The sequence below is a fragment of the Pseudomonas sp. LH21 genome (genome assembly GCF_036549575.1).
Taxonomy (GTDB): domain Bacteria; phylum Pseudomonadota; class Gammaproteobacteria; order Pseudomonadales; family Pseudomonadaceae; genus Aquipseudomonas; species Aquipseudomonas peradeniyensis.
Window position 1 is genome coordinate 1,798,943 of record NZ_CP144367.1, and the last position, 23,820, is coordinate 1,822,762.

At 65.3% G+C, this 23,820-nt stretch carries 17 protein-coding genes; 7 read left to right on the forward strand and 10 right to left on the reverse strand.

The features are described 5' to 3' along the window. Positions 1-51: 51 nt before the first annotated feature. The 5 genes from VUG52_RS08410 to puuE all read right to left on the reverse strand — a co-directional run bounded on the left by VUG52_RS08410 (position 52) and on the right by puuE (position 4,970). A complete protein-coding gene (locus tag VUG52_RS08410; RefSeq protein ID WP_028692843.1) occupies positions 52-1,407 on the reverse strand; it encodes a nucleobase:cation symporter-2 family protein in 1,356 nt (451 codons plus the stop codon). A gap of 194 nt (positions 1,408-1,601) precedes the next feature. Beyond that, complete coding sequence (locus VUG52_RS08415) at positions 1,602-2,921, reverse strand: urate hydroxylase PuuD (RefSeq protein ID WP_050706599.1); 1,320 nt, start codon at positions 2,919-2,921, stop codon at positions 1,602-1,604. A gap of 56 nt (positions 2,922-2,977) precedes the next feature. Next, positions 2,978-3,481, reverse strand: coding sequence for an ureidoglycolate lyase (locus VUG52_RS08420; RefSeq protein ID WP_050706598.1), 504 nt, complete (start codon positions 3,479-3,481; stop codon positions 2,978-2,980). Between the two features lie 47 nt (positions 3,482-3,528). Next, a complete protein-coding gene (gene uraD / locus VUG52_RS08425; protein ID WP_028692845.1) occupies positions 3,529-4,044 on the reverse strand; it encodes a 2-oxo-4-hydroxy-4-carboxy-5-ureidoimidazoline decarboxylase in 516 nt (171 codons plus the stop codon). Beyond that, positions 4,044-4,970 carry an allantoinase PuuE gene (gene puuE, locus VUG52_RS08430; RefSeq protein ID WP_028692846.1) on the reverse strand — a complete coding sequence of 309 codons (927 nt, stop codon included), beginning with the start codon at positions 4,968-4,970 and terminating at the stop codon, positions 4,044-4,046. The genes uraD and puuE overlap by 1 nt, the downstream gene beginning before the upstream one ends. A gap of 377 nt (positions 4,971-5,347) precedes the next feature. On the opposite strand from puuE, the gene uraH reads away from it, so the two are divergent. Beyond that, positions 5,348-5,701 (forward strand): hydroxyisourate hydrolase, encoded by a 354-nt coding sequence (gene uraH, locus VUG52_RS08435; RefSeq protein ID WP_028692847.1) that lies wholly within the window; start codon positions 5,348-5,350, stop codon positions 5,699-5,701. A gap of 275 nt (positions 5,702-5,976) precedes the next feature. Here uraH and VUG52_RS08440 read toward each other — a convergent pair whose 3' ends face one another. Further along, complete coding sequence (locus VUG52_RS08440; protein ID WP_198742761.1) at positions 5,977-7,326, reverse strand: NCS2 family permease; 1,350 nt, start codon at positions 7,324-7,326, stop codon at positions 5,977-5,979. A 358-nt stretch (positions 7,327-7,684) separates the two neighbouring features. Here VUG52_RS08440 and VUG52_RS08445 point away from each other — a divergent pair, with 358 nt between their 5' ends. Both VUG52_RS08445 and aqpZ read left to right on the forward strand, forming a co-directional pair. After that, positions 7,685-8,440, forward strand: a complete 756-nt coding sequence (locus VUG52_RS08445) for a GntR family transcriptional regulator (protein ID WP_028692849.1) — start codon at positions 7,685-7,687, stop codon at positions 8,438-8,440. A gap of 149 nt (positions 8,441-8,589) precedes the next feature. Continuing rightward, complete coding sequence (aqpZ, locus tag VUG52_RS08450) at positions 8,590-9,288, forward strand: aquaporin Z (protein WP_050706595.1); 699 nt, start codon at positions 8,590-8,592, stop codon at positions 9,286-9,288. Positions 9,289-9,335: 47 nt separating this feature from the next. On the opposite strand, the gene guaD is transcribed toward aqpZ, so the two are convergent. From guaD to xdhA, 4 genes are all read right to left on the reverse strand, one after another. After that, a complete protein-coding gene (gene guaD, locus VUG52_RS08455; protein WP_050706594.1) occupies positions 9,336-10,640 on the reverse strand; it encodes a guanine deaminase in 1,305 nt (434 codons plus the stop codon). A 10-nt stretch (positions 10,641-10,650) separates the two neighbouring features. After that, on the reverse strand, positions 10,651-11,496 hold the full coding sequence (gene xdhC, locus VUG52_RS08460) for a xanthine dehydrogenase accessory protein XdhC (RefSeq protein ID WP_050706593.1): 846 nt from the start codon (positions 11,494-11,496) through the stop codon (positions 10,651-10,653). A gap of 152 nt (positions 11,497-11,648) precedes the next feature. Then, positions 11,649-14,048, reverse strand: coding sequence for a xanthine dehydrogenase molybdopterin binding subunit (xdhB, locus tag VUG52_RS08465; protein ID WP_050706592.1), 2,400 nt, complete (start codon positions 14,046-14,048; stop codon positions 11,649-11,651). Continuing rightward, positions 14,041-15,495 (reverse strand): xanthine dehydrogenase small subunit, encoded by a 1,455-nt coding sequence (gene xdhA / locus VUG52_RS08470; RefSeq protein ID WP_050706591.1) that lies wholly within the window; start codon positions 15,493-15,495, stop codon positions 14,041-14,043. Before xdhA ends, xdhB begins: the two co-directional genes overlap by 8 nt. 272 nt (positions 15,496-15,767) lie before the next feature. Here xdhA and VUG52_RS08475 point away from each other — a divergent pair, with 272 nt between their 5' ends. From VUG52_RS08475 to ligA, 4 genes are all read left to right on the forward strand, one after another. Then, the gene (locus VUG52_RS08475) at positions 15,768-16,427 is read left to right on the forward strand and encodes a GntR family transcriptional regulator (protein WP_050706590.1); all 660 of its coding nucleotides are present in this window, start codon (positions 15,768-15,770) and stop codon (positions 16,425-16,427) included. Between the two features lie 3 nt (positions 16,428-16,430). Continuing rightward, entirely contained in the window at positions 16,431-19,919 is a 3,489-nt protein-coding gene (gene smc, locus VUG52_RS08480) for a chromosome segregation protein SMC (protein ID WP_262951128.1), read from the forward strand. Positions 19,920-20,267: 348 nt separating this feature from the next. Continuing rightward, positions 20,268-21,158 (forward strand): cell division protein ZipA, encoded by an 891-nt coding sequence (gene zipA, locus VUG52_RS08485; RefSeq protein WP_262951129.1) that lies wholly within the window; start codon positions 20,268-20,270, stop codon positions 21,156-21,158. A gap of 288 nt (positions 21,159-21,446) precedes the next feature. Further along, positions 21,447-23,789, forward strand: a complete 2,343-nt coding sequence (gene ligA, locus VUG52_RS08490; RefSeq protein WP_262974320.1) for an NAD-dependent DNA ligase LigA — start codon at positions 21,447-21,449, stop codon at positions 23,787-23,789. Positions 23,790-23,820: the final 31 nt, after the last annotated feature.

The following is a 23,820-nucleotide window of genomic DNA, read 5'->3' on the forward strand; positions in this document are numbered from 1 at the left end:
GTTACCGCGTGGTTGGAACGGGGCGGCCGGCACGGCGCCGCCCCTGGTCACTCAATGCTGGTGACAGGCATCGTTGTGCGCGGCGCGGTCGGCGCCGCCGAGGATGTTGAACAGCAGGTTCAACACCAGGGCGCTGAGGGTGGCCATGGCGATGCCACTGTGGGTGATGGGCTCCATCCACTGTGGCATCTGCGCGAAGAACTCCGGCCGCACCACCGGGATCAGGCCGAAACCGACGCTGACCGCGACCAGCAGCTGGTTGCGCCGGTCGGCGATATCCGCTTCCTGGAGGATCTTGATCCCGGTGGCGGTGACCATGCCGAACATGGCGATGGACGCGCCGCCCAGTACCGCAGGTGGGATCGAGGCGATCAGGAAGGCCGCCTTGGGCAGCAGGCTGAGCAGGATCAGCAGCGCGCCGGCCATCACCGTGACGTAGCGGCAGCGAACCCCGGTCATCTGCACCAGGCCGATGTTCTGGGCGAACGAGGAGTGGGTGAAGGTGTTGAAGAAACCGGCGATGAACGACGCGCCAGCGTCGCACAGCAGGCCGCGTCGCAGCATACCCGGCGTGACTTCACGATCGGTCACCTTGCCCAGGGCGAGGAACATGCCCGTGGACTCGACGAAGATGATCACCACCACCAGGCACATCGACAGGATCGGCGCCAGGCTGAAGGTCGGCATGCCGAAGTGCAGGGGGGTGACCACCTGCAACCACGGCGCCTCGCTCAGGCCAGACAGGTCGACCATGCCGATGGAACCGGCGAGCACATAGCCCAGGCCCATGCCCACCAGTACCGACACATTGACCCAGAAACCGCGCATGAAGCGGTTGATCAGCAGGATCACCGCCAGAACCAGGCCGGCGACCATCAGGTAGATCGGCGCGCCGAAGGCTTGCGCCTCATGGCCGCCGCCGGCCCAGTTGACCGCCACCGGGAACAGCGACAGGCCGATGGAGGTGATGACCGTGCCGGTCACCAGCGGCGGGAAGAAACGCACGACCTTGGACATGAACGGCGCGATCAGCATGCCGAAGAACCCGGCGGCGATGGTCGCGCCGAAGATCCCCTGCAGGCCGACACCGGGCATGCCGGCCATGGCCACCATGCTGCCGACCGCGGCGAAGCTGGCGCCCATCATGACGGGCATGCGGATGCCCACGGGGCCGATACCGAAGGATTGGATGATGGTGGCAACGCCGGCGACCAGCAGGTCGGCGTTGATCAGGAAGGCGACTTCTTCGCGGGACAGGCCCGCCGCCTGGCCGATGATCAGCGGCACCGCGATGGCGCCCCCGTACATCAGCAGAACGTGTTGCAGACCCACCAGGATCAGCTGGAACAAGGGCAGGGGCTGTCGTGGCGGCGCAACAGGGATGTACGCCTTGGGTGACTCGGACATGCAGCACCTCGAGTTTTGTTTTTATTCTCGGATCCAAGCGGGCGGCTTCATGTGGCAGGCTCCGGTGAAGGAGGCTGGGGACCCGCGTGAAGCCGAACGCTCGATGCTTGCTTGTTACGTAGAGCTTGGAAGCGAGGCCGGGAGTACCGGCCTCATCGCGGGGCAAGCCCGCGCCCACGCAGTCGTGGGGTGTATCAGTTGACCCGCGCGCCGTTGGCGATCCAGTCGCCGACCAGCTTGCGCTCCTCGACGGTCATCTGGGTGATGTTGCCTAGCGGCATGATCTGGCTGGCGACGGCCTGCGCCTGGATGCGCGCGGCCTGGGCCTGGATCTGCTGCGGGGTGTCGAACATCACGCCGCCAGGAGCGGCGCTGAACAGCGGGCTGGTCGGCTTGGCCGAGTGGCACACGGTGCAGCGTTCCTGGATGACGGTGTGGATCTTGTCGAAGCTGCCGGTGGCCGCCTGGGCCGTGGCCTGGGCTGGTTCCGCAGCCGGTGCCTGGGCAGGCTTGGCGGCCTCCTCGGCGCGCAGCTCGGCGGCGGTCTTGCCACCGACGGCGGTGGCTGGCAGCGGCTGGTACTCGACCTTGGCGGCGGCTTGTTCCGGGGCGGTCGGCAGCGGCTTGGGACCGGTCACGTAGGCCAGGCAGATCATCGCCAGGGCACCGACGGGGAGGGTCCAGGCGTACTTGTTGCTGTCGTGGCGGGTGTTGAAGTAGTGACGGATCAGTACCGCGGCCACCGCGATCCCGGCCAGGATCAGCCAGTTGTACTGGCTGCCGTAGGTGCTCGGGAAGTGGTTGCTGATCATGATGAACAGCACCGGCAGGGTGAAGTAGTTGTTGTGGCGCGAACGCAGCAGGCCCTTGGCCGGTAGCACCGGGTCGGGGGTCTGGTTGTTCTCGATCGCCGCCACCAGCTGGCGCTGGGCCGGCATGATGATGCGGAACACGTTGCCGACCATGATGGTGCCGATGATCGCGCCGGTGTGCAGGTAGGCGCCACGGCCGCTGAACACCAGGCTGAAGCCCCAGCAGGCGGCGATGATCAGCACGAACAGCACGGCGCCCAGCAGGGCCGGCTGCTTGCCCAGGGGCGAGTCGCACAGGAAGTCGTAGATGAACCAGCCGGCAACCAGCGAACCGATACCGATGGCCACGCCTTCGGCACCGCTCAGGGTACTGCCGGGCGCCAGCAGGTAGAGGCTCGGGTTCCAGTAGAACACCACGCACAGCAGGGCGATCCCGGACATCCAGGTGAAGTAGGCTTCCCATTTGAACCAGTGCAGGTTCTCGGGCATTTTCGGCGGCGCGAGCTTGTATTTCTCCAGGTGGTAGATACCACCGCCGTGGATGGCCCAGAGGTCACCCGACAACCCATCGCGCGGGTTGCTTCGGTTCAGGTGGTTCTCCAGCCAGACAAAGTAGAACGATGCACCGATCCAGGCGACACCGGTGATCATGTGAACCCAGCGAATGCTCAGGTTCAGCCATTCGTGAAGGTGTGCTTCCACAGTATGTACCTCTCGCCGGCCACCCTCAGGGCGGACCTTGGATGACCGACCTTTTCTTATTGGTGGGGATTGAGGATCAACATCTGTTCCTCGGGGAAGTAATGCTCATCGCAGTTGTTGCCAGAACCACTGCGATCAACCACCAGGAAGTCATCCCGCTTTTCGATCGTCAGCACCGGGTGGTGCCAGACGCCGCGATGGTAATTAACGCCCTGCCTGCCATTGCTGCGGAAGGCTCGGACCAAGCCTGATACAGGTGCATCGCCAACTGGCGCGACCACGATCAGAAAGGGGTTGCCGAGCAGCGGGATGAAAGCCTGGCTGCCCAGCGGATGGCGTTCCAGCATGCGTACGGTCAGCGGCATGTCCAGCGCGTCGGCGCGGAAGATGCTGATGATCGCCTTGTCCTCGGGCTCGGCGGTCTCGACCGTGGCGAGCTTGTGGAAGCGCATGGTCGAGCCGTTGTTGATCATGAAGTGGTCGCTGCCGTCGGTTTCGATCACGTCACCGAAGGGGGCGAAGGCTTCTTTGCTCAGGGGCTCGATCATCAGGGTGCGCATGCGGGTCTCTCTTATATGTTCGTTGTACTGAAAAGTTCGGCTGTCGCTTACAGCTGCAGCAGGCGGAACAGGGCGATCAGGTTGATCTGCGCCAGGGCTTCCTTGAACTCGGCATCCTGGTCGTTGTGGATGCGCTTTTCGAAGGCGGCGAGGATCTGGTGCCGGTTGCTGCCCTTGACCGCCATGATGAACGGGAACTGGAACTTGGCCTTGTAGGCGTCGTTCAGCTCGGTGAAGCGGGCGAACTCCTCGGCGGTGCACTGGTGGATGCCGGCGCCGGCCTGTTCATTGGTGCTCGACTCGGTCAGCTCGCCCTGGATGGCGGCCTTGCCGGCCAGGTCCGGGTGAGCGTTGATCAGTGCCAGTTGCTCGGCATGGCTGGCGCTGAGCAGGATGTCGCTCATGCGCTGATGCAGCGCCTCGATCTCGTCCAGCTCGGCCAGCTGGCCCAGGTCGTAGGCTTTCTCGGCGACCCACGGCGAGTGCTCGTAGATGTCGGCGAAGGCAGCGACGAAGGCGGCGCGCTCGAGGGTGGAAGGCTTGAGGGTCTTGAAGGCGGTCATCAGGCGTTCTCTTTCTTGTACGGGTGGGTGGCGTGCCAGTGGCGGGCGATGTCCGCGCGACGGGCGAACCAGACCTGCTCGTGGCTCTTGGCGTAGTCGACGAAGCGCTTGAGCGCGGCCAGGCGCGCCGGGCGGCCGACCAGGCGGCAGTGCAGGCCGATCGATAGCATCTTCGGTGCCTCGGCGCCTTCGGCGTAGAGCACGTCGAAGGCGTCCTTCAGGTACTGGAAGAACTGCTCGCCGCAGTTGAAACCCTGGACCTGGGTGAAGCGCATGTCGTTGGTGTCCAGGGTGTAGGGGATCACCAGGTGCGGCTTGTCGGTGGGGTTGTTCGGTTCCCAGTAGGGCAGGTCGTCGTCGTAGGTGTCGCTGTCGTAGAGGAAGCCGCCTTCCTCCATCACCAGGCGCCGGGTGTTCGGGCCGGTGCGGCCGGTGTACCAGCCCACCGGGCGCTCGCCGGTGATCTCGGTGAGGATGCGGATGGCCTCGAGCATGTGCTCGCGCTCCTGGGCCTCGTCCATGTACTGGTAGTCGATCCAGCGGTAGCCGTGGCTGCAGATCTCGTGGCCGGCCTCGGCCATGGCGCGGATCACGTCGGGGTGGCGCTGGGCGGCCATGGCCACGGCGAAGATGGTCAGTGGCACGCCGCTGTCCTTGAACAGCTTGAGCAGGCGCCAGACCCCGGCGCGGCTGCCGTATTCGTAGAGCGACTCCATGCTCATGTTGCGCACGCCCTGCAGCGGCTGGGCGGCGACCATTTCGGAAAGGAACGCTTCGGACTCCTTGTCGCCGTGCAGGATGTTGCGCTCGCCACCTTCTTCGTAGTTGAGCACGAAGGACAGTGCAATGCGGGCATTCCCCGGCCATTGCGGATGAGGTGGGTTGTTGCCGTAACCGATCAGGTCGCGTGGGTAGTCAGCGCTCACTGCAGTCTTCCTTCTTGTTCGTTAATGCGGTGGGTGGGCGGGCCGCGTCGGGATGTCGCACCACCGGATGGGCTGATTGTATACAACTTCTGAAATCTTTTGTAAGCCTGTTTTTCCGCATTTCTTCCCATTTGTCGCGTGAGAATGGCTTGCAAGAAACCTGCCCGATTGGTCAGTTAATGATGTGGGGTGCGTGATGGCGCGTGTCTTTGCGACTGGCGGCCTGTTCTGTAGAGGTTGCGCGGGAGGGGATAAAAAATTGTGTACAATCTATCGGTAAACTGTCTTAATGACGTCATTCCCGCACGCCGCAGGCCCCGTGCCCGGTGATTGCCGTGTATTTTTTGCCCACGCATACGACAAGAGGCGACAAGCAAATGGGACGATTGACCACACACGTACTGGACGCCGCGCATGGCTGCCCGGGCAGCTCGATCAAGGTCGAGCTGTACCGCGTCGAAGGCCAGCAGCTGGAGCTGGTGAACACCGCCCTGACCAACAGCGATGGCCGCGTCGACGCGCCGCTGCTGCAGGGCGACGACTACCGCACCGGCGTCTATCAACTGCAGTTCAGCGCCGGTGACTACTACCGCGCCAAGGGCGTGAAGCTGCCGGACACCGCGTTCCTCGACGTGGTCGTGCTGCGCTTTGGTATCGACGAGCAGCAGGAGCACTACCACGTGCCGCTGCTGATCTCGCCGTACAGCTATTCGACCTATCGTGGAAGCTAGTTGGTCGCTAGAAGAATCTTCGTAGGTCCTTGGCCCGCTCTCACACTGGCGGGCTTTTTTTCGCCTGCTTTTTTACATCTCGGGTGCGACCTGCCCTGTAGGAGCGGCCTTGCGCCGCGAATGGGCTGCGTAGCAGCCCCGGCAATGTTGCATGATGCCCAGATCCTGGGGCCGCTGCGCAGCCCATTCGCGGCGCAAGGCCGCTCCTACAGGGGGATCGTCATTAACAGGCAAAAAGAAAGGGCGCCGAGGCGCCCTTGGTTGTTGCTGTGGGGTCAGAGGAATACGAACTTGGCAATGAAGATCAGGCATAGCACCCACAGGCTCGCCGAGATCTCCTTGTACTTGCCGGTACCCGCCTTCAGCGCCACGTAGCTGATGAAGCCCAGGGCAATGCCGTCCGCCACCGAGAAGGTCAGCGGCATCATGATCACCGTGACGATCGCCGGAATGCTGTCGGTGGCTTCGTCCCACTCGATATGCGCCATGCTGCCCATCATCAGCATCGCCACGTAGATCAACGCGCCGGCGGTGGCATAGGCCGGGATCATCCCGGCCAGCGGGGCGAAGAACATCGCGGCAACGAACAGCAGGCCGACCACCACGGCCGTCAGGCCGGTACGCCCACCCGCCGCCACGCCCGCGGCACTTTCCACGTAGCTGGTCACCGGCGGCACGCCGACCACCGCGCCGAACACGCTGGAGGTACTGTCGGCCTTCAGCGCCCGCGACAGGTTCTCGATGCGCCCGTCCGGCGCCACCAGGTTGGCACGCTGGGCCACGCCCATCAGCGTGCCGGCGGTGTCGAACATGTGCACGAACAGGAACGCCAGCACCACGCTGATCATGCTAACGTTGAACACCCCGGCCACGTCCATGGCCATCCAGGTCGGCGCCAGGCTCGGCGGCATCGACATCACCCCGCCGAACTTGACCAGGCCCAGGCCCCAGCCGGCCAGGGTGACGCCGATGATGCTGATCAGGATCGCACCGAACACCCGCTTGTAGCTGAGAATGGCGATCGACAGGAAGCACACGGCCGCCAGCAGCGGGCCGGGCTCATGCAGCGAGCCCAGCTTGACCAGGGTGGCCGGGCTGTCGACGATGATGCCGGCGGTCTTCAGGCCGATCAGCCCGAGGAACAATCCGACGCCGGCCCCCATGGCATGGCGCAGGCTTACCGGGATGCTGTTGAGCAGCCACTCGCGCACCCGCGAAACGGTCAGGAACATGAACAGCACGCCCGAGACGAACACCGCCCCCAGCGCCGTTTCCCAGTTGTAGCCCATGGTGCCGACCACGGTGTAGGTGAAAAAGGCGTTGAGGCCCATGCCCGGCGCCAGGCCCACCGGCCAGTTGGCGTACAGGCCCATCAGCAGGCAGCCGAGGGCGGCGGCGATGCAGGTGGCGACGAAGGCTGCACCGTGGTCGATGCCGGCGTCGGCCATGATGTTGGGGTTGACGAAGATGATGTAGGCCATGGTGATGAAGGTGGTCACCCCGGCGATCAGTTCGGTCCTGACGGTCGTGCCGTGTCGCTTGAGTTTGAAAATCCGCTCCAGCCAGCCCGATTCGAGCGGTGGGGCGAGATCCAGCGTAGGTGCTTCGGATTTGCGGCTTTCCACAGCGAGTACTCCTCAAGTCTTTCTTGTTGTTCGAAGCCTGGTCCTGAGCCGATGCACTTGGGGGCTTCGCGAGGGAGGGTGTGGCAGACGTCCGACCATTTTGTTGACTTCTGGGTCAGGAAGTTGCTCGCAGGATTATGCTTTTGTGTACAAATAAAGCAAATAATGTTTTATCTTTTGTGCGTACAAACGGTCGTACAACGGCTATATAGGTAAAAGGCCACCTGCAGAAACGGGTCAGCCTGTGTACAATGGCGCCATACCTTGGCCCATTATCTTCTTTCCGGACTTGCCATCCCCCCGTCGACGGGCATTACAGTCACGGTCCGACTGGCAGATCCCTTGTGCTCGAGCGCCCATGAACGAACAGCTGCAACCTCTGAAAAAACCTGCGCGTACCGGCAAGGCCGGTCGCAGCGGTACCCAGGACGACATCGTCTACGCGCACATCTTCGAGGCGATCCTCGAGCAGCGCCTGGCCCCGGGCACCAAGTTGAGCGAGGAAGCACTGGGCGAGATCTTCGGCGTCAGCCGCACCATCATCCGCCGCGCGCTGTCGCGCCTGGCTCATGAAAGCGTGGTGCTGCTGCGGCCGAACCGCGGCGCGGTGGTGGCCAGCCCTACGGTGGAAGAGGCGCGCCAGGTGTTCTTCTCTCGGCGCATGGTCGAGCGCGCCATCACCGAACTGGCCGTGCAGCACGCCACCGCCGAGCAGCTCAACGAACTGCGCCAGATGGTCCGCGAGGAGCGCGACAGCTTCTCCCGCGGGGACCGCGGCGCCGGTATCCGCCTGTCCGGCGAGTTCCACCTCAAGCTGGCCGAGGCCGCAGGCAATGCGCCGCTGGTGAGCTTCCAGCGCAGCCTGGTGTCGCAGACCTCGCTGATCATCGCCCAGTACGAAAGTGGCAACCGCTCGCACTGCTCGTACGACGAGCACATGCAACTGATCGACGCCATCGAGGCCCGTGACGCCGAACAGGCGGTGAGCCTGATGATGCACCACATGGACCATATCGACAGCAAGCTCAACCTCGACGAGGAGAGCGCCTCGGACGATCTGCACGCGGTGTTCTCGCACCTGCTGAAAAAGCCCAAGGCCACCGCCAAGGGTTGATCGTTTGCCTGCATGAACCAGGGGCCGCTTTGCGGCCCCTGGTCGTTTCTGGCCACCGGCCAAAGCTCTGCTAGATTTCTCTTCAGCAAACCTTCATCAAGCAGTTGGGCTTGCGCAGTCGTTGCGTCCAATTACTTGAGGAATGCTCCATGAGTTCGTCCCTGGGTGTGCGCATGGGTGCCGAGTTGGTCGGCACGTTCTGGTTGGTCCTCGGCGGGTGCGGCAGCGCGGTGCTGGCCGCAAGCTCCCCGGTCGGCATCGGTGTCCTCGGTGTCGCCTTCGCCTTCGGCCTGACGGTCCTGACCATGGCTTTCGCCATCGGTCATATCTCCGGTTGTCATCTCAACCCCGCCGTGTCGTTCGGCCTAGTGGTGGGCGGGCGCTTCCCGGCCAAAGAGTTGCTGCCCTATGTGATCGCCCAGGTGATCGGCGCGATCCTCGCCGCGGCGGTGATCTACTTCATCGCCAGTGGCAAGGCCGGTTTCGAGCTGGCCAACGGCTTGGCATCGAACGGCTACGGCGAGCACTCGCCCGGCGGCTACACCTTGGCGGCAGGCTTCACCAGCGAAGTGGTGATGACCGCGATGTTCCTGGTGATCATCATGGGCGCCACGGACGCACGGGCACCGGCGGGGTTCGCGCCGATCGCCATCGGCCTGGCGCTGACCTTGATTCACCTGATCTCGATCCCGGTGACCAATACTTCGGTGAACCCGGCGCGCAGCACGGGGCCGGCGTTGTTCGTCGGTGGCTGGGCCGTGCAGCAGCTGTGGCTGTTCTGGGTGGCACCGCTGATCGGCGCGGCGATTGGCGGGGCTTTGTACCGCGGGTTGGCGAAGCAGCCCTAGCCGCTTATCGCGGGGCAAGCCCGCTCCCACGGAGCCCCGCGATCTTGTCAGCGCTGGTGCACGCAACGCCCGGCGGCGTAGGTCTCGCGTACGGTGCGGTCGTCGCCCAGGGTGGTGAGCACGAACAAGGTCTCCTCGATGTTCTTCGACTGCTGCAGACGGTAGTCCAGCAGCGGCGTGGCCTTGTAGTCGAGCACCACGAAGTCGGCGTCATTGCCCGGGCGCAGGCTGCCGATGCGGTCGTCCAGGCGCAGGGCGCGGGCGCCGCCGAGGGTGGCCAGGTACAGCGACTTGTACGGGTGCAGGCGCGCGCCTTGCAACTGCATCACCTTGTATGCCTCGTTCAAGGTATTGAGCAGCGAGAAACTGGTGCCGGCGCCGACGTCGGTGCCCAAGCCCACGTTGACCTTGAAACGCTCGGCCTGGGGCAGGTTGAACAGGCCGCTGCCCAGGAACAGGTTGGAGGTCGGGCAGAAGGCGATGGCCGAGCCGGTCTCGGCCAGGCGCTGGCACTCGTCGTCGCACAGGTGCACGCCGTGGGCGAACACCGAGCGCTCGCCGAGCAGCTCGAAATGGTCGTAGACGTCCAGGTAGCCTTTCTGCTCGGGGAACAGCGACTTGACCCAGTCGATCTCCTTGAGGTTCTCCGACAGGTGGGTGTGCATGTACACGCCCGGGTGCTCCTTGAGCAACTGGCCGGCCACGCTCAACTGCTCCGGCGTGCTGGTCGGCGCGAAGCGCGGGGTGACCGCGTAGTGCAGGCGGCCCTTGCCGTGCCAGCGCTCGATCAGCGCCTTGCTGTCGCGGTAGCTGGATTCGGCGGTGTCGGTCAGGTAGTCGGGGGCGTTGCGGTCCATCATCACCTTGCCGGCGATCATGCGCAGGTCGAGGCGCTCGGCCTCCTCGAACAGGGCATTGACCGACTCCGGGTGCACGCTGCCGAACACCAGGGCGGTGGTGGTGCCGTTGCGCAGCAGCTCCTTGAGGAAGATCTTCGCCACCTGGTCGGCGTGGGCCTTGTCGGCGAACTGCTTCTCGCAGGGGAAGGTGTAGGTGTTCAGCCAGTCCAGCAGTTGCTCGCCGTAGGAGCCGATCATGCCGGTCTGCGGGAAGTGGATGTGGGTGTCGATGAAGCCCGGGGTGATCAGGGCGTCCTGGTAGTGCTGCACCGGGATGTCGGCGTCGAGGGTCGGCAGCAGCTCGCTGGCATGGCCCAGGGCGCTGATGCGGCCGTTGTCGACCACCAGCAGGCCATCTCCATAGTATTCGCAGGACGCCTCCAGGCCGACTTCGGCAGGATCGGCGATGCTGTGCAGGATGGCGGCTCGGTAGGCTTTGCGGGTTGCGCTCATGGGGCTCTCGTCAAAGTGTCTGGCTGCGTCGCGAGGATGGCAGCAACTGGGCGATGGGGCCTGAGTTGGCGGCAGCGTCGTGCTGGCCGAAGCAGGCGTTGTAGGTGGCAATGATCTCGGCGGCGATGGACACGGCGATCTCGATCGGCAGCTTGCCCTTGACCTCGGCCAGGCCCATCGGGCAGCGCATTCGCGCCATCAGGGCGTCGTCGAAACCGCGCTCGCGCAGGCGGTGCTCGAACTTGACGCGCTTGGTCTTCGAGCCGATCAGGCCGAACCAGGTGAAATCGTTGCGCTTGAGGATCGCGGCGGTCAGTTCCAGGTCCAGCTGGTGATTGTGGGTCATGACGATGCAGTAGCTGCCGGCGGGCAGGTCGGCGACTTCGTCGACCGGCTCTTCGCTGACGATCCGGCTCACCCCGTTGGGGATGACGTCGGGGAACTCCTGCTCGCGCGAGTCGATCCAGCGCACCCGGCAGGGCAGCGCGGCGAGCAAGGGTACCAGAGCGCGGCCGACATGGCCCGCGCCGAATACCGCGATCTCGGCCTGCACGCCGGTCATCGGCTCGAACAGCAGCACGGTGGCGCCGCCGCAGCACTGACCGAGGCTGGCGCCAAGGCTGAAGCGCTCCAGGTGTGGGGTGCTGCGGTGTTCCTCGAGCATCTGCCGGGCAATGTGCAGGGCCTTGAATTCCAGGTGGCCGCCGCCGATGGTGTCGTACAACGCGCTGGCGCTGACCACCATTTTCGAGCCGGCGTTGCGCGGCGTGGAGCCGCGTTCCTCGATGATGGTCACCAGGACGCAGGGTTCGCCGCGGGCTTGATGGTCGGCGAGGGCGTTGATCCATTGGTGCATGTCTTCAATCCTCCTCTGTCCCCAGTGTAGGAGCGGCCTTGTGCCGCGAAAGGGCTGCGTAGCAGCCCCAAAATCTTCATTGCGGCACAGATCCAGGGGCCGCTGCGCGACCCTTTCGCGGCACAAGGCCGCTCCTACACAGTGGCGCGGCGTCAGTGCGTCACCGGTTCCAATTCCTGTTCGGCAGGCTGCTGCGCAGCCACCGCCTTGCGCATCTGTTCGCACCCCCACAGCACCCGCTCCGGCGTCGACGGCGCGTCGATGTTCGGCTGCACGCGGTAGTCGGCGATGCTCGCCACCGCGTCCTTGATCGCGCACCAGGCGGCGATGCCGAGCATGAACGGCGGCTCGCCCACGGCCTTGGAATGGAACACCGTGTCCTCGGGGTTCTTGCGGTTCTCCACCAGCTTGACGCGCATGTCGATCGGCATGTCGGCCACCGCCGGAATCTTGTAGCTGGCCGGGCCGTTGGTCATCAGCTTGCCCTTGGCGTTCCACACCAGCTCCTCGGTGGTCAGCCAGCCCATGCCCTGGACGAAGCCGCCCTCGACCTGGCCGATATCGATGGCCGGGTTCAGCGAGTCGCCGACGTCGTGCAGGATGTCGGCGCGCAGCATCTTGTACTCGCCGGTCAGGGTGTCGACGATCACTTCCACACAGGCGGCGCCGAAGGCGAAGTAGTAGAACGGCCGGCCACGGGCCTGGGAGCGGTCGTAGAAGATCTTCGGCGTGCGGTAGAAACCGGTGGTCGACAGCGACACCTGGGCGAAGTAGGCCTGCTGCACCAGTTGCTCGAAGCTGACGATCTGGTCGCGCACGCGCACATGGCCGTTGCGGAACTCGACGTCTTCCTCGGTGACGTTGTAGTGCCGGGCAGCGAACTCGGTCAGACGCTTCTTGAGGATCTCGGCGGCATTCTGCGCTGCCTTGCCGTTCAGGTCGGCGCCGCTGGAGGCGGCGGTCGGCGAGGTGTTGGGTACCTTGTCGGTGTTGGTGGCGGTGATCTGGATACGGTTGAAGTCGACCTGGAACACCTGGGCCACCACCTGGGCCACCTTGGTGTTCAGGCCCTGGCCCATCTCGGTGCCGCCGTGGTTGAGGTGGATGCTGCCGTCGGTGTAGATGTGGATCAAGGCACCGGCCTGGTTGAGGAAGGTGGCGGTGAACGAGATGCCGAACTTCACCGGGGTCAGTGCCAGGCCCTTTTTCAGTACCGGGCTGTTGGCGTTGAAGCGGCGGATCGATTCGCGGCGCTCGTGGTAGTCGCTGCTCGCCTCGATCTCGGCGGTCATCTCCTCGAGCATGTTGTGCTCGACGGTCTGGTAGTAGTGGGTGACGTTGCGCTCGGTCTTGCCGTAGTAGTTGGCCTTGCGCACCGCCAGCGGGTCCAGCGCCAGGTGGCGGGCGATATGGTCCATCACCTGTTCGATGGCAACCATGCCTTGCGGGCCGCCAAAGCCACGGTAGGCGGTGTTGGACGCGGTGTTGGTCTTGCAGCGGTGGCCGTGCACCGTGGCGTCGCCCAGGTAGTAGGCGTTGTCGGAGTGGAACATGGCGCGGTCGACGATCGAGCCGGACAGGTCAGGCGAGTAGCCGCAGTTGCCGGCCAGGTCGAAATTGATGCCGTGCAGGCGACCGCTGTCGTCGAAGCCGACGTCGTACTCGACGTAGAACGGGTGGCGCTTGCCGGTCATCATCATGTCTTCGACGCGGGGCAGGCGCATCTTGGTCGGCTGGCCGGTCAGGCGCGCGATCACCGCGCACAGGCAGGCGGGGCTGGCGGCCTGGGTTTCCTTGCCACCGAAACCACCGCCCATGCGGCGCATGTCGACGACGATCTTGTGCATCGGCACGTCGAGCACCTCGGCGACCAGCTTCTGCACCTCGGTGGGGTTCTGCGTGGAGCAGTAGACGATCATGCCGCCGTCTTCGCTGGGCATCACCGAACTGATCTGGGTCTCCAGGTAGAAGTGCTCCTGGCCGCCGATGTGCAGGCTGCCCTGGATGCGGTGCGGGGCACTGGCCAGGGCCGCGTCCGAATCACCGCGCTTGTGGGTGTGGCTGTCGAGCACGAAGTGTTTCTTGCGCAGCGCCTCGACCACATCGAGCACCGGTTCCAGGTCCTCGTATTCGACGATCGCCGCCATCGCCGCACGGCGGGCGGTGTCCAGGTCGCGGGCGGCCACGGCGAGCACCGGCTGGCCGAAGAACTCGACCTTGTCGATGGCCAGCAGCGGGTCGCCGGCTACCACCGGACCGATGTCCTTGAGCCCCGGGATGTCTTCGTGGGTGATGGCGATGCGTACGCCTTCGAACTGGTAGCAGGGCGTGGTGTCGATGCGCAGGATGCGCGCATGGGCGCGGTCTGCGGTGCGCGCATAGACGTGCAGCTGGTTGGGGAATTCCAGGCGGTCATCGATGTACACCGCCTCGCCCGCCACGTGTTTGTCGGCGCTGTCGTGCTTGAGGCTGCGGCCGACCCCGGTGGTCAGGTCCTGGCTGAACAGTGCGGCCATCTCGGCCTGGCTCTTGACGGCGTGATGGTTAGACATAGGCGGTCACCCGGGTTTCGATGTGCGGCGTTTGCAGTTCGATGAAGTACTTGCGCAGCAGGTTCTGCGCGGTCAGCAGGCGGTACTCGCGGCTGGCGCGGAAGTCGCTGAGCGGGGTGAAGTCCTCGGCCAGGGCCTGGCAGGCGCGCTCGACGCTGGCCTGGTTCCACGGCTTGCCGCGTAGCGCGGCCTCGCAGGCGCGGGCGCGTTTGGGGATCGCCGCCATGCCGCCGAAGGCGATGCGCACGCCGCTGACCGCGCCGTTCTCGATGCTCAGGTTGAACGCCGCGCACACGGCGGAGATATCGTCGTCCAGGCGCTTGGACACTTTATAGGCGCGGAACGCCCAGTCGTTGCTCGCGCGTGGCACGATGATCTTCTCGATGAACTCGCTGTCCTGGCGCGCCGTGATGCGGTAGTCGATGAAGTAGTCTTCCAGGGCCAGGGTGCGCTGGCGCTCACCCTGGCGCAGGACGATCTGCGCGTCCAGGGCGATCAGCAGGGGCGGCGAGTCGCCGATCGGCGAGGCGTTGCCGATGTTGCCGCCCAGGGTGCCCTGGTTGCGGATCTGCAGCGAGGCGAAGCGGTGCAGCAGGTCGCCGAAGTCGGGGTATTCCTCGTTGAGCGCGGTGTAGCAGTCGGTCAGCGGGGTGGCGGCGCCGATCTCCAGGTGGGTGGCGGTCTTGTCGATGCGCTTGAGCTCGGCGACATGGCCGACGTAGATCATCACCGGCAGGGTGCGGTGGAACTGGGTGACCTCCAGCGCCAGGTCGGTGCCGCCGGCCAGCAGACGCGCCTCGGGGTGCGAGCTGTAGAGGTCGGCCAGGTCGGCCACGGTCAGCGGCACCAGGCAGCGCTTGTCGCCGCTGTTGAGCTCGCCGGTCTGTTGCGGGGCGATGGCCTTGAGGCGGGCGATGGTCTGCGCCTGCTGGGCGTCGAACTGGTCGCGGCAGGGGCGGGCGCAGCTCTGCTCGGCGGCTTCGAGGATCGGCCGGTAGCCGGTGCAGCGGCACAGGTTGCCGGCCAGGGCCTCCTGGGCCTGGTGCAGGTCGTGGCCCTCGCTGTTCTTCTGCAGGGCGAACAGCGACATGACGAAACCGGGGGTGCAGAAGCCGCACTGCGAACCATGGCAGTCGGCCATGGCTTTCTGCACGCTGTGCAGCTCGCCCTGGTGTTTGAGGCCCTCGACGCTGATCAGCTGCTTGCCGTGCAGGGAGGACACGAACGTCAGGCACGAGTTGAGGCTGCGGTAGCGGATAGTGTCGCAGCCCTGGTCGTCCTCGACGAGTTCGCCGACGACCACGGTGCAGGCGCCGCAGTCGCCGCTGGCGCAGCCTTCCTTGGTGCCGGGTTTGCCCAGGTGCTCACGCAGGTATTGCAGCACCGTCATGTTCGGGTCCAGGGCGTGCTCGCTGCGCAGCTCCTGGTTGACGAGAAACTGGATCACGGGGGAGGGCCTCGCAATGGTTTTATTGTTGTTCGGGCGGACTCTAAGCAACGCTTGACCCTGAGGTCAATAATTTTCTGACTCAAAGGTCAAGATTTCGCCCAGAGGCCTTCCGAACCGCTTCATCGAGCCTTTCTCCAAGCATAGTTCGCGCCGAGTGGGAAAGTTGACCCGCCAGTCGCACAAAGCGCGTCGCGCCGCTGCGCGGGCACGGGACAAGTGCGCTACAATCGCGCCCTTGTGCACAGCTACCCAGATCGCGAAGGAAAACCATGACGTTCAAGGCGCCGGACAGCCTCTCCGAGCAAATTGCCCACTACCTGGCCGAGCGGATCATCCGCGGCGAACTCGCACCCGGCGAGCGCATCCAGGAGCAGAAGGTCACCCAGGCCCTCAACGTCAGCCGTGGCTCGGTGCGCGAGGCGCTGCTCATCCTCGAACGCCGCCACCTGGTGGCGATCCTGCCGCGCCGCGGCGCCCATGTGACCGAGCTGGACGAGAACAGCGTGCGCAGCCTGTGTACCCTGATGGGCGAGTTCTACATCCTGCTGGGCAACGCCGTTGCCCAACATTGGCGCAGCGACAGCGACCTGCGCCCGTTCCTGGACATCCAGCAGCGCCTCAAGCAGGCCCACGCCGCCAAGGACATCAAGGCCTTCGTCGGCGACAGCTTCGCGGTGATGCGCGCCGCCTATCCGTTCGCCAACAACCCGTACCTGCAGGAAACCGTCGAGAACCTGCAGCCGGCCATGAGCCGTGCCTACTACCTGGCCCTGGACCAGCGTCAGGCCAACATGGTCGATTACCTGGAGCTGTTCGCCCGCCTGCTCGAAGCCGTGGTCGCCCGCGACCTGCCGCGCATCCGCGAGGTGCTCACCGCCTATTGCCAGCGCAGTTGCGAACTGGTGCTGGCGGCGCTGGCGCGGGTCTGATCGATGCGCCTGAAGTGCATCCGCCTGGCCGGGTTCAAGTCCTTCGTCGACCCGACCACGGTCAACTTCCCCAGCAACATGGCGGCCGTGGTCGGCCCCAATGGCTGCGGCAAGTCCAACATCATCGACGCGGTGCGCTGGGTGATGGGCGAAAGCTCGGCCAAGAACCTGCGCGGCGAGTCGATGACCGATGTCATCTTCAACGGCTCCACCAGCCGCAAGCCGGTCAGCCAGGCCAGCATCGAGCTGGTGTTCGACAACAGCGACAACTCGCTGGTCGGCGAGTATGCCGCCTATGCCGAGATCTCGATCCGTCGCAAGGTCACCCGCGACGGGCAGAACACCTATTACCTCAACGGCACCAAGTGCCGGCGCCGTGATATCACCGATATCTTCCTCGGCACGGGCCTGGGGCCGCGCAGCTACTCGATCATCGAACAGGGCATGATCTCCAAGCTGATCGAGGCCAAGCCCGAGGAGCTGCGTAACTTCATCGAGGAGGCGGCGGGTATCTCCAAGTACAAGGAGCGCCGCCGCGAGACCGAGAACCGCATCCGCCGCACCCAGGAGAACCTGGCGCGCCTGACCGACCTGCGCGAAGAGCTGGAACGCCAGCTCGAACGCCTGCACCGCCAGGCCCAGGCCGCCGAGAAGTACCGCGAGTACAAGGCCGAGGAACGCCAGCTCAAGGCGCGCCTGGCGGCCCTGCGCTGGCGCGACCTGGATGAGCGGGTACGCCAGCGCGAGACGGTCATCGGCGACCAGGAGATCGCCTTCGAGGCGCTGGTGGCCGAGCAGCGCAACGCCGATGCCAGCATCGAGCGCCTGCGCGACGGCCATCATGAGCTGTCCGAACGCTTCAACCAGGTGCAGGGCCGCTTCTATTCGGTGGCCGGCGATATCGCCCGGGTCGAGCAGAGCATCCAGCACGGCCAGCAGCGCCTGCGCCAGTTGCAGGACGACCTCAAGGAGGCCGAGCGCAGCCGCCTGGAAACCGAATCGCACCTGGGGCACGACCGCACCTTGCTGGCGACCCTCGGTGAAGAGCTGGCGATGCTCGAGCCCGAGCAGGAGCTGACCCTGGCCTCGGCCGAGGAGGCCGCCGCGACCCTGGAAGAGGCCGAGCTGGGCATGCACGGCTGGCAGGAACAGTGGGACAGCTTCAACACCCGCTCCGCCGAGCCGCGTCGCCAGGCCGAAGTGCAGCAGGCGCGCCTGGCGCAGCTGGAGGCCAGCCTGGAACGCCTGGCCGAGCGCCAGCGCAAACTGGGTGAAGAGCGTGACCAGCTCGGCGAGGATACGCAGGATACCGAGACCAGCGACCTGGGCGAACAGCTGGCCGGCAGCGAGTTGCTGCTCGAAGACCTCCAGTTGCAGGAGCAACAGGTGGTCGAGCAGCTGGAAACGTTGCGCGAGCAGATGCAGCAGGCCAGCCAGGTGCAGCAACAGCAGCAGGGTGACCTGCAGCGCCTGGGCGGGCGCCTGGCGTCCCTCGAAGCCTTGCAGCAGGCCGCGCTGGAGCCGGGTGTCGGGGCCGCCGACTGGCTGCGCGCCCAGGGCCTGGAACAGCGCCCACGGCTGGCCGAGGGGCTGCGGGTCGAGCCCGGCTGGGAGCTGGCGGTGGAAACGGTGCTGGGCGCCGATCTGCAGGCGGTGCTGCTGGATGACTTCACCGGCCTGGAGTTCGCCGCGCTGGAGCAGGGCGAGCTGCGCCTGCTGATGGCGGGGGGAGAGGGCACGGCCGTCGCCGGCAGCCTTCTAGACAAGGTAGAAGGACGCGTCGACCTGTCGCCCTGGTTGGGCCAGGTCATGCCGGTGGAAACCCTGGAGCAGGCCCTGGCCCGGCGGGCCTCGCTGGGCGCCGGGCAGAGCCTGGTCAGCCGCGACGGCTATTGGGTCGGTCGGCATTTCCTGCGGGTCAGTCGAGGAGGCGAGGCCCAGGGGGGCGTGCTGGCCCGTGGCCAGGAGATCGAGCGCCTGGGCCAGGAGCAGCTGGAGCAGGAGGCCTTGCTCGAGCAGCTCGACGAGCAGTTGCAACGCCTGCGCGAGCAGCAGCTCGACCTGGAGGAGCAGCGTGAGCAACTGCGCCGTCGAAGCCAGGACGAAAGCCGTCAGCACGGCGAGCTCAAGGCGCGCCTGTCCGCCGGCCGCGCCCGTGCCGAACAGCTGGAGCTGCGCCGCCGGCGCCTGCAGGAAGAACTGGCCGAGCTGCAGGAGCAGCGCGCCCTGGAGCACGAGCAACTGGGCGAGGCGCGCCTGTTGCTGCAGGAAGCCCTGGAACTGATGGCCCAGGACACCGAACAGCGCGAGCTGCTGATGGCGCGCCGCGACACCCTGCGCGAAGGCCTCGACCGCATCCGCCAGGAAGCCCGCCAGCACAAGGATCACGCCCACCAGCTGGCCGTGCGCCTGGGCTCGCTGCGCGCCCAGCACGACTCGACCCGCCAGGCCCTCGAACGCCTGGAACAGCAGGCCGCACGTCTGAGCGAGCGCCAGGAACAGTTGAACCTGAACCTGGAGGAGGGCGAGGCACCACTGGAAGAATTGCGCCTCAAGCTCGAGGAGCTGCTGGAACGACGCATGAGCGTCGACGAGGAAATGCGCCAGGCGCGCCTGCACATGGACGAGGCCGACCGTGAGCTGCGCGATGCCGAACGGCGCCGCACCCAGGCCGAGCAGCAGTCGCAATTGCTGCGCGGCCAGCTGGAACAGCAGCGCCTGGAGTCCCAGGGGCTGGACGTGCGACGCAAGACCTTGCAGGAACAACTGCTCGCCGACGGCTACGATCTTCAGGGCGTGCTCGCCACGCTCGAGGTCGATGCCAGCGAGCAGGGCACCGAGCAGGCGCTGGAGCAGCTCGAGGCGCGGATCCAGCGCCTGGGCGCGATCAACCTGGCGGCCATCGAGGAATATGAACAGCAGTCCGAGCGCAAGCGTTACCTGGACGCCCAGGACGCCGACCTGGTCGAGGCGCTGGAGACCCTGGAAAACGTCATCCGCAAGATCGACAAGGAAACCCGCAATCGCTTCAAGGATACCTTTGATCAGATAAATGCCGGATTACAGGCACTTTTCCCAAAAGTTTTCGGTGGCGGCAGCGCTTATCTGGAACTGACGGGCGAAGATCTACTCGATACAGGGGTGACGATCATGGCGCGCCCGCCGGGCAAGAAGAACAGCACTATCCATCTGCTGTCCGGCGGCGAGAAGGCACTCACGGCCCTGGCCCTGGTGTTCGCCATCTTCAAGCTGAACCCGGCGCCGTTCTGCATGCTCGACGAGGTCGACGCGCCGCTGGACGACGCCAACGTCGGGCGCTATGCCCGTTTGGTGAAGGAAATGAGCGAGACCGTGCAGTTCATCTACATCACCCACAACAAGATCGCCATGGAAATGGCCGACCAGCTGATGGGGGTGACCATGCACGAGCCGGGCTGTTCACGTCTTGTAGCAGTCGATGTGGAAGAGGCGATGGCCATGGTCGATGCCTAGGGTCTGTACGAAATGTGTCTGCGCGAAGGTCAGACAAGGCGAAACGGGGGGAGGAAGCGGAGTGTACTGGAGTACATGAGCATTCCGAGCCCCGTTTCAACGCAGTATGGGCGAGTGCAGATACATTTCGGACAGAGCCTAAGGGGTAAAGAAAGGGTGTGAACGTGTAGGCAAAAGCCTCAGCAGACGCGACAGACGGTGTAAAGTTGCCTTTGGTCGTGCTAGCTTAATGTCACTTGTTTTTTGCGTGGGTAAAACGCCTGTCAGAACATAGAGTTGGCGCCACGTGTTAAAGGCCTTTGAAGCCTTTGTTTTCAAGCATATTTTTTTATAGAGGCACGGGATTACATGGAAATCGGTCTGCGCGAGTGGCTGATCGTCATCGGCATCATTGTCATCGCCGGTATTCTTTTCGACGGCTGGCGCCGCATGCGCGGCGGCAAGGGCAAGTTGAAGTTCCGTCTGGACCGTAGCTACGCCAACGCCCCGGACGATGACAGCGGCAGCGCCGAGGTGCTCGGCCCTGCGCGTGTGCTGGAAACCCACAAAGAACCCGAGCTGGACGAGTCCGACCTGCCGTCGGTGAGCGCCCCTGCGCGCGAACGGGAGCGCGAGCGCGAACCCAAGCCGGCCAAGGCCAAGCGCGGCAAGCGCAACCACAGCGAGCCGCAGCAGGGTGACCTGAACCTGGCCGCCGAGCCCCGCGAGCCCGACCTGTTCGAGGGTGGCGACGACGATTTCGCCGCCGACAATAACCGCGCCAACGGTTTCACCGCGCCGAGCACGCCGGCCAAGGAGCTGCCGCCGGCCGAGGAAGTGCTGGTGATCAGCGTCATTTCCCGTGACGAGGGTGGCTTCAAGGGCCCGGCGCTGCTGCAGAACATTCTCGAAAGCGGCCTGCGCTTCGGCGAGATGGACATCTTCCACCGTCACGAGAGCATGGCCGGTCACGGCGAAGTGCTGTTCTCCATGGCCAACGCGGTCAAGCCCGGCGTGTTCGACCTGGACGACATCGACCACTTCAGCACCCGTGCGGTGAGCTTCTTCCTCGGTCTGCCTGGCCCGCGTCATCCCAAGCAGGCCTTTGACGTGATGGTGGCCGCCGCCCGCAAGCTGGCCCACGAGCTCAACGGTGAACTCAAGGACGACCAGCGCAGCGTGCTGACCGCCCAGACCATCGAGCACTACCGCCAGCGCATCGTCGAGTTCGAGCGCCGCGCCCTGACCCAGAAACGCTGATGTGTACGAGCGGGTGGATCCAGCCTCGATCCGCGCCGCGATGATTCAAGCAAAAGAGCAGCCAGGGGCTTAATGCCAGTCAGTTAAGCCAATTGGGGTCGCTGCGCGACCCTTCGCGGGTAAACCCGCTCCCACAGGTACAGCGCTCGATTCAGCGTTTGCGCGATCCTGTGGGAGCGGGTTTACCCGCGAAGGGCTGCAAAGCAGCCCCAATAAGTGCGATGAAGCGCTAACTGACTGGCATTAAGCCAGGGGCTGCTCTTTTGCTTTGCAAGAGAAGACGACCCCATGAACGCCGAATCCCGAATCCATGCCCTGCGCGCCGAACTTGACCAGCACAACTACCGCTACTACGTGCTCGACGAACCCAGCGTGCCCGATGCCGAGTACGACCGCCTGTTCAACGAGCTCAAGGCGCTGGAGGCCGAGCACCCGCACCTGGTGACCCCGGACTCGCCGACCCAGCGCGTCGGTGGCGCGGCGTTGGCGGCGTTCAGCCAGGTCCGTCACGAAGTGCCCATGCTCAGCCTGGGCAACGCCTTCGAGGAAGACGACCTGCGCGATTTCGGTCGCCGCGTGGTGGAAGGCCTGGACCTGCCGGGCGGCGACCAGGCGGCGGTGGACTACAGCTGCGAGCCGAAGCTCGACGGCCTGGCGGTGAGCCTGCTGTACCGTGATGGCCAACTGGTGCAGGGCGCCACCCGCGGCGACGGTACCACCGGCGAGGACATCAGCGCCAACGTGCGCACGGTGCGCAACATCCCGCTCAAGCTGCAGGGCGAGGGCTGGCCGGCGGTGCTGGAGGTGCGTGGCGAGGTGTACATGAGCAAGGCCGGTTTCGACCGGCTCAACGCCGCCCAGGCCGAGGCCGGCGGCAAGACTTTCGCCAACCCGCGCAACGCCGCGGCCGGCAGTCTGCGCCAGCTGGACTCGAAGATCACCGCCAGCCGCCCGCTGGAGTTCTGCTGCTATGGCGTCGGCCAGGTGTCGGAAGCCTTTGGCGACAGTCATATCGGCATCCTCGAGAAGCTCAAGACCTGGGGGCTGCCGATCAGCCGCGAGCTGCGCCATGCCTCCGGTATCGATGAGTGCCTGGCCTACTACCGCGATATCGGCGCCCGCCGCAACGGCCTGCCCTATGAAATCGATGGCGTGGTGTTCAAGGTCAACAGCCTGGCCTCCCAGCGTGAACTGGGCTTCCGCGCCCGTGAGCCGCGCTGGGCGATCGCCCACAAGTTCCCGGCCATGGAAGAGCTCACCGAGGTGCTCGACGTCGAGTTCCAGGTCGGGCGCACCGGCGCCGTGACTCCGGTGGCGCGGCTCAAGCCGGTCAAGGTGGCCGGCGTGACCGTGTCCAACGCCACCCTGCACAACATGGACGAGATCGCCCGGCTGGGCCTGCGCATCGGCGACACGGTGATCATTCGCCGCGCCGGCGATGTGATCCCTCAGGTGATGCAGGTGGTGCTCGACCGCCGTCCGCAGGACGCCCGGCCGGTCGAGGTGCCCACGCAGTGCCCGGTGTGCGGCTCGCAGGTCGAGCGCACCCAGCTGGTCAAGCGCAGCAAGGGCAAGGAAACCACCAGCGAAGGCGCGGTGTACCGCTGCGTGGGGCGCCTGAGCTGCGCCGCCCAGCTCAAGCAGGCGATCATCCACTACGTGTCGCGCCGGGCCATGGACATCGACGGCCTGGGCGAGAAGAGCGTCGAGCAGCTGGTCGACGAGAACCTGATCCGCTCGCCGGCCGATCTCTACCACCTGACCTTCGACCAGGTGGTGGCGCTGGAAGGCTTTGCCGAGGTGTCGAGCAACAAGTTGCTGGCTGCTATCGAGGCGAGCAAGCGCCCGAGCCTGGCGCGCTTCATCTATGCGCTGGGCATCCCCGATGTCGGCGAGGAGACCGCCAAGGTGCTGGCCCGCTCCCTGGGCAGCCTGGCGCGGGTGCAGGTGGCGTTGCCGCAGGTGCTGACCTACCTGCCGGATATCGGCCTGGAAGTCGCCCACGAGATCCACAACTTCTTCGAGGACGCGCACAACCGCGAAGTCATCGCGCAGTTGCTGGCCTGCGGCATGCAGTTGCAGGACGAGGGTGAGCTGGCCGCCGAGTTCGCCGCCAGCACCACGCTGGCCGGCATGCTCGCCAAGCTCGACATCCCTTCGGTCGGGCCGACCGGTGCCGAGAAGCTGGTAGACAAGCTGGGCACCCTGGACAAGATCATCGCCGCCGATGGCATCGACTTGCGCCAGGCCCTGAATACCAAGGCCGCTGACAGCGTGCGCGAGTTCTTCAAGGTCGAGGCCAACCAGCAGCTGGCCCGTGCCATCGAAGCCCAGTTGCTGGAATTCGGCATGCACTGGTCGTGCGAGAAGAAGTCCGCCGAGGGATTGCCGCTGGCCGGCCAGACCTGGGTGCTGACCGGCACCCTGGAGCGCATGAGCCGCGATATCGCCAAGGAGAAGCTGGAAAGCCTGGGGGCCAAGGTGGCGGGTTCCGTGTCCGGCAAGACCCACTGCGTGGTCGCCGGCCCCGGCGCTGGCTCCAAGCTGGCCAAGGCCGCCGAGCTGGGCGTTGAGGTGATGGACGAGGAGGCGTTCGTGGGCTTCCTGGCGGAGCGTGGTATCAGCGTCTGAACCCGCAGGCCTTATCGCGGGGCAAGCCCGC

Bases quoted from the DNA above. Each gene is read 5' to 3' on its own strand.
- VUG52_RS08410 (WP_028692843.1), bottom strand. From the start codon at position 1,407: ATGTCCGAGTCACCCAAGGCGTACATCCCTGTTGCGCCGCCACGACAG.
- VUG52_RS08420 (WP_050706598.1), bottom strand. From the start codon at position 3,481: ATGCGCACCCTGATGATCGAGCCCCTGAGCAAAGAAGCCTTCGCCCCC.
- uraD (WP_028692845.1), bottom strand. From the start codon at position 4,044: ATGACCGCCTTCAAGACCCTCAAGCCTTCCACCCTCGAGCGCGCCGCC.
- uraH (WP_028692847.1), top strand. From the start codon at position 5,348: ATGGGACGATTGACCACACACGTACTGGACGCCGCGCATGGCTGCCCG.
- VUG52_RS08445 (WP_028692849.1), top strand. From the start codon at position 7,685: ATGAACGAACAGCTGCAACCTCTGAAAAAACCTGCGCGTACCGGCAAG.
- aqpZ (WP_050706595.1), top strand. From the start codon at position 8,590: ATGAGTTCGTCCCTGGGTGTGCGCATGGGTGCCGAGTTGGTCGGCACG.
- guaD (WP_050706594.1), bottom strand. From the start codon at position 10,640: ATGAGCGCAACCCGCAAAGCCTACCGAGCCGCCATCCTGCACAGCATC.
- xdhC (WP_050706593.1), bottom strand. From the start codon at position 11,496: ATGCACCAATGGATCAACGCCCTCGCCGACCATCAAGCCCGCGGCGAA.
- xdhB (WP_050706592.1), bottom strand. From the start codon at position 14,048: ATGTCTAACCATCACGCCGTCAAGAGCCAGGCCGAGATGGCCGCACTG.
- VUG52_RS08475 (WP_050706590.1), top strand. From the start codon at position 15,768: ATGACGTTCAAGGCGCCGGACAGCCTCTCCGAGCAAATTGCCCACTAC.
- smc (WP_262951128.1), top strand. From the start codon at position 16,431: ATGCGCCTGAAGTGCATCCGCCTGGCCGGGTTCAAGTCCTTCGTCGAC.
- zipA (WP_262951129.1), top strand. From the start codon at position 20,268: ATGGAAATCGGTCTGCGCGAGTGGCTGATCGTCATCGGCATCATTGTC.
- ligA (WP_262974320.1), top strand. From the start codon at position 21,447: ATGAACGCCGAATCCCGAATCCATGCCCTGCGCGCCGAACTTGACCAG.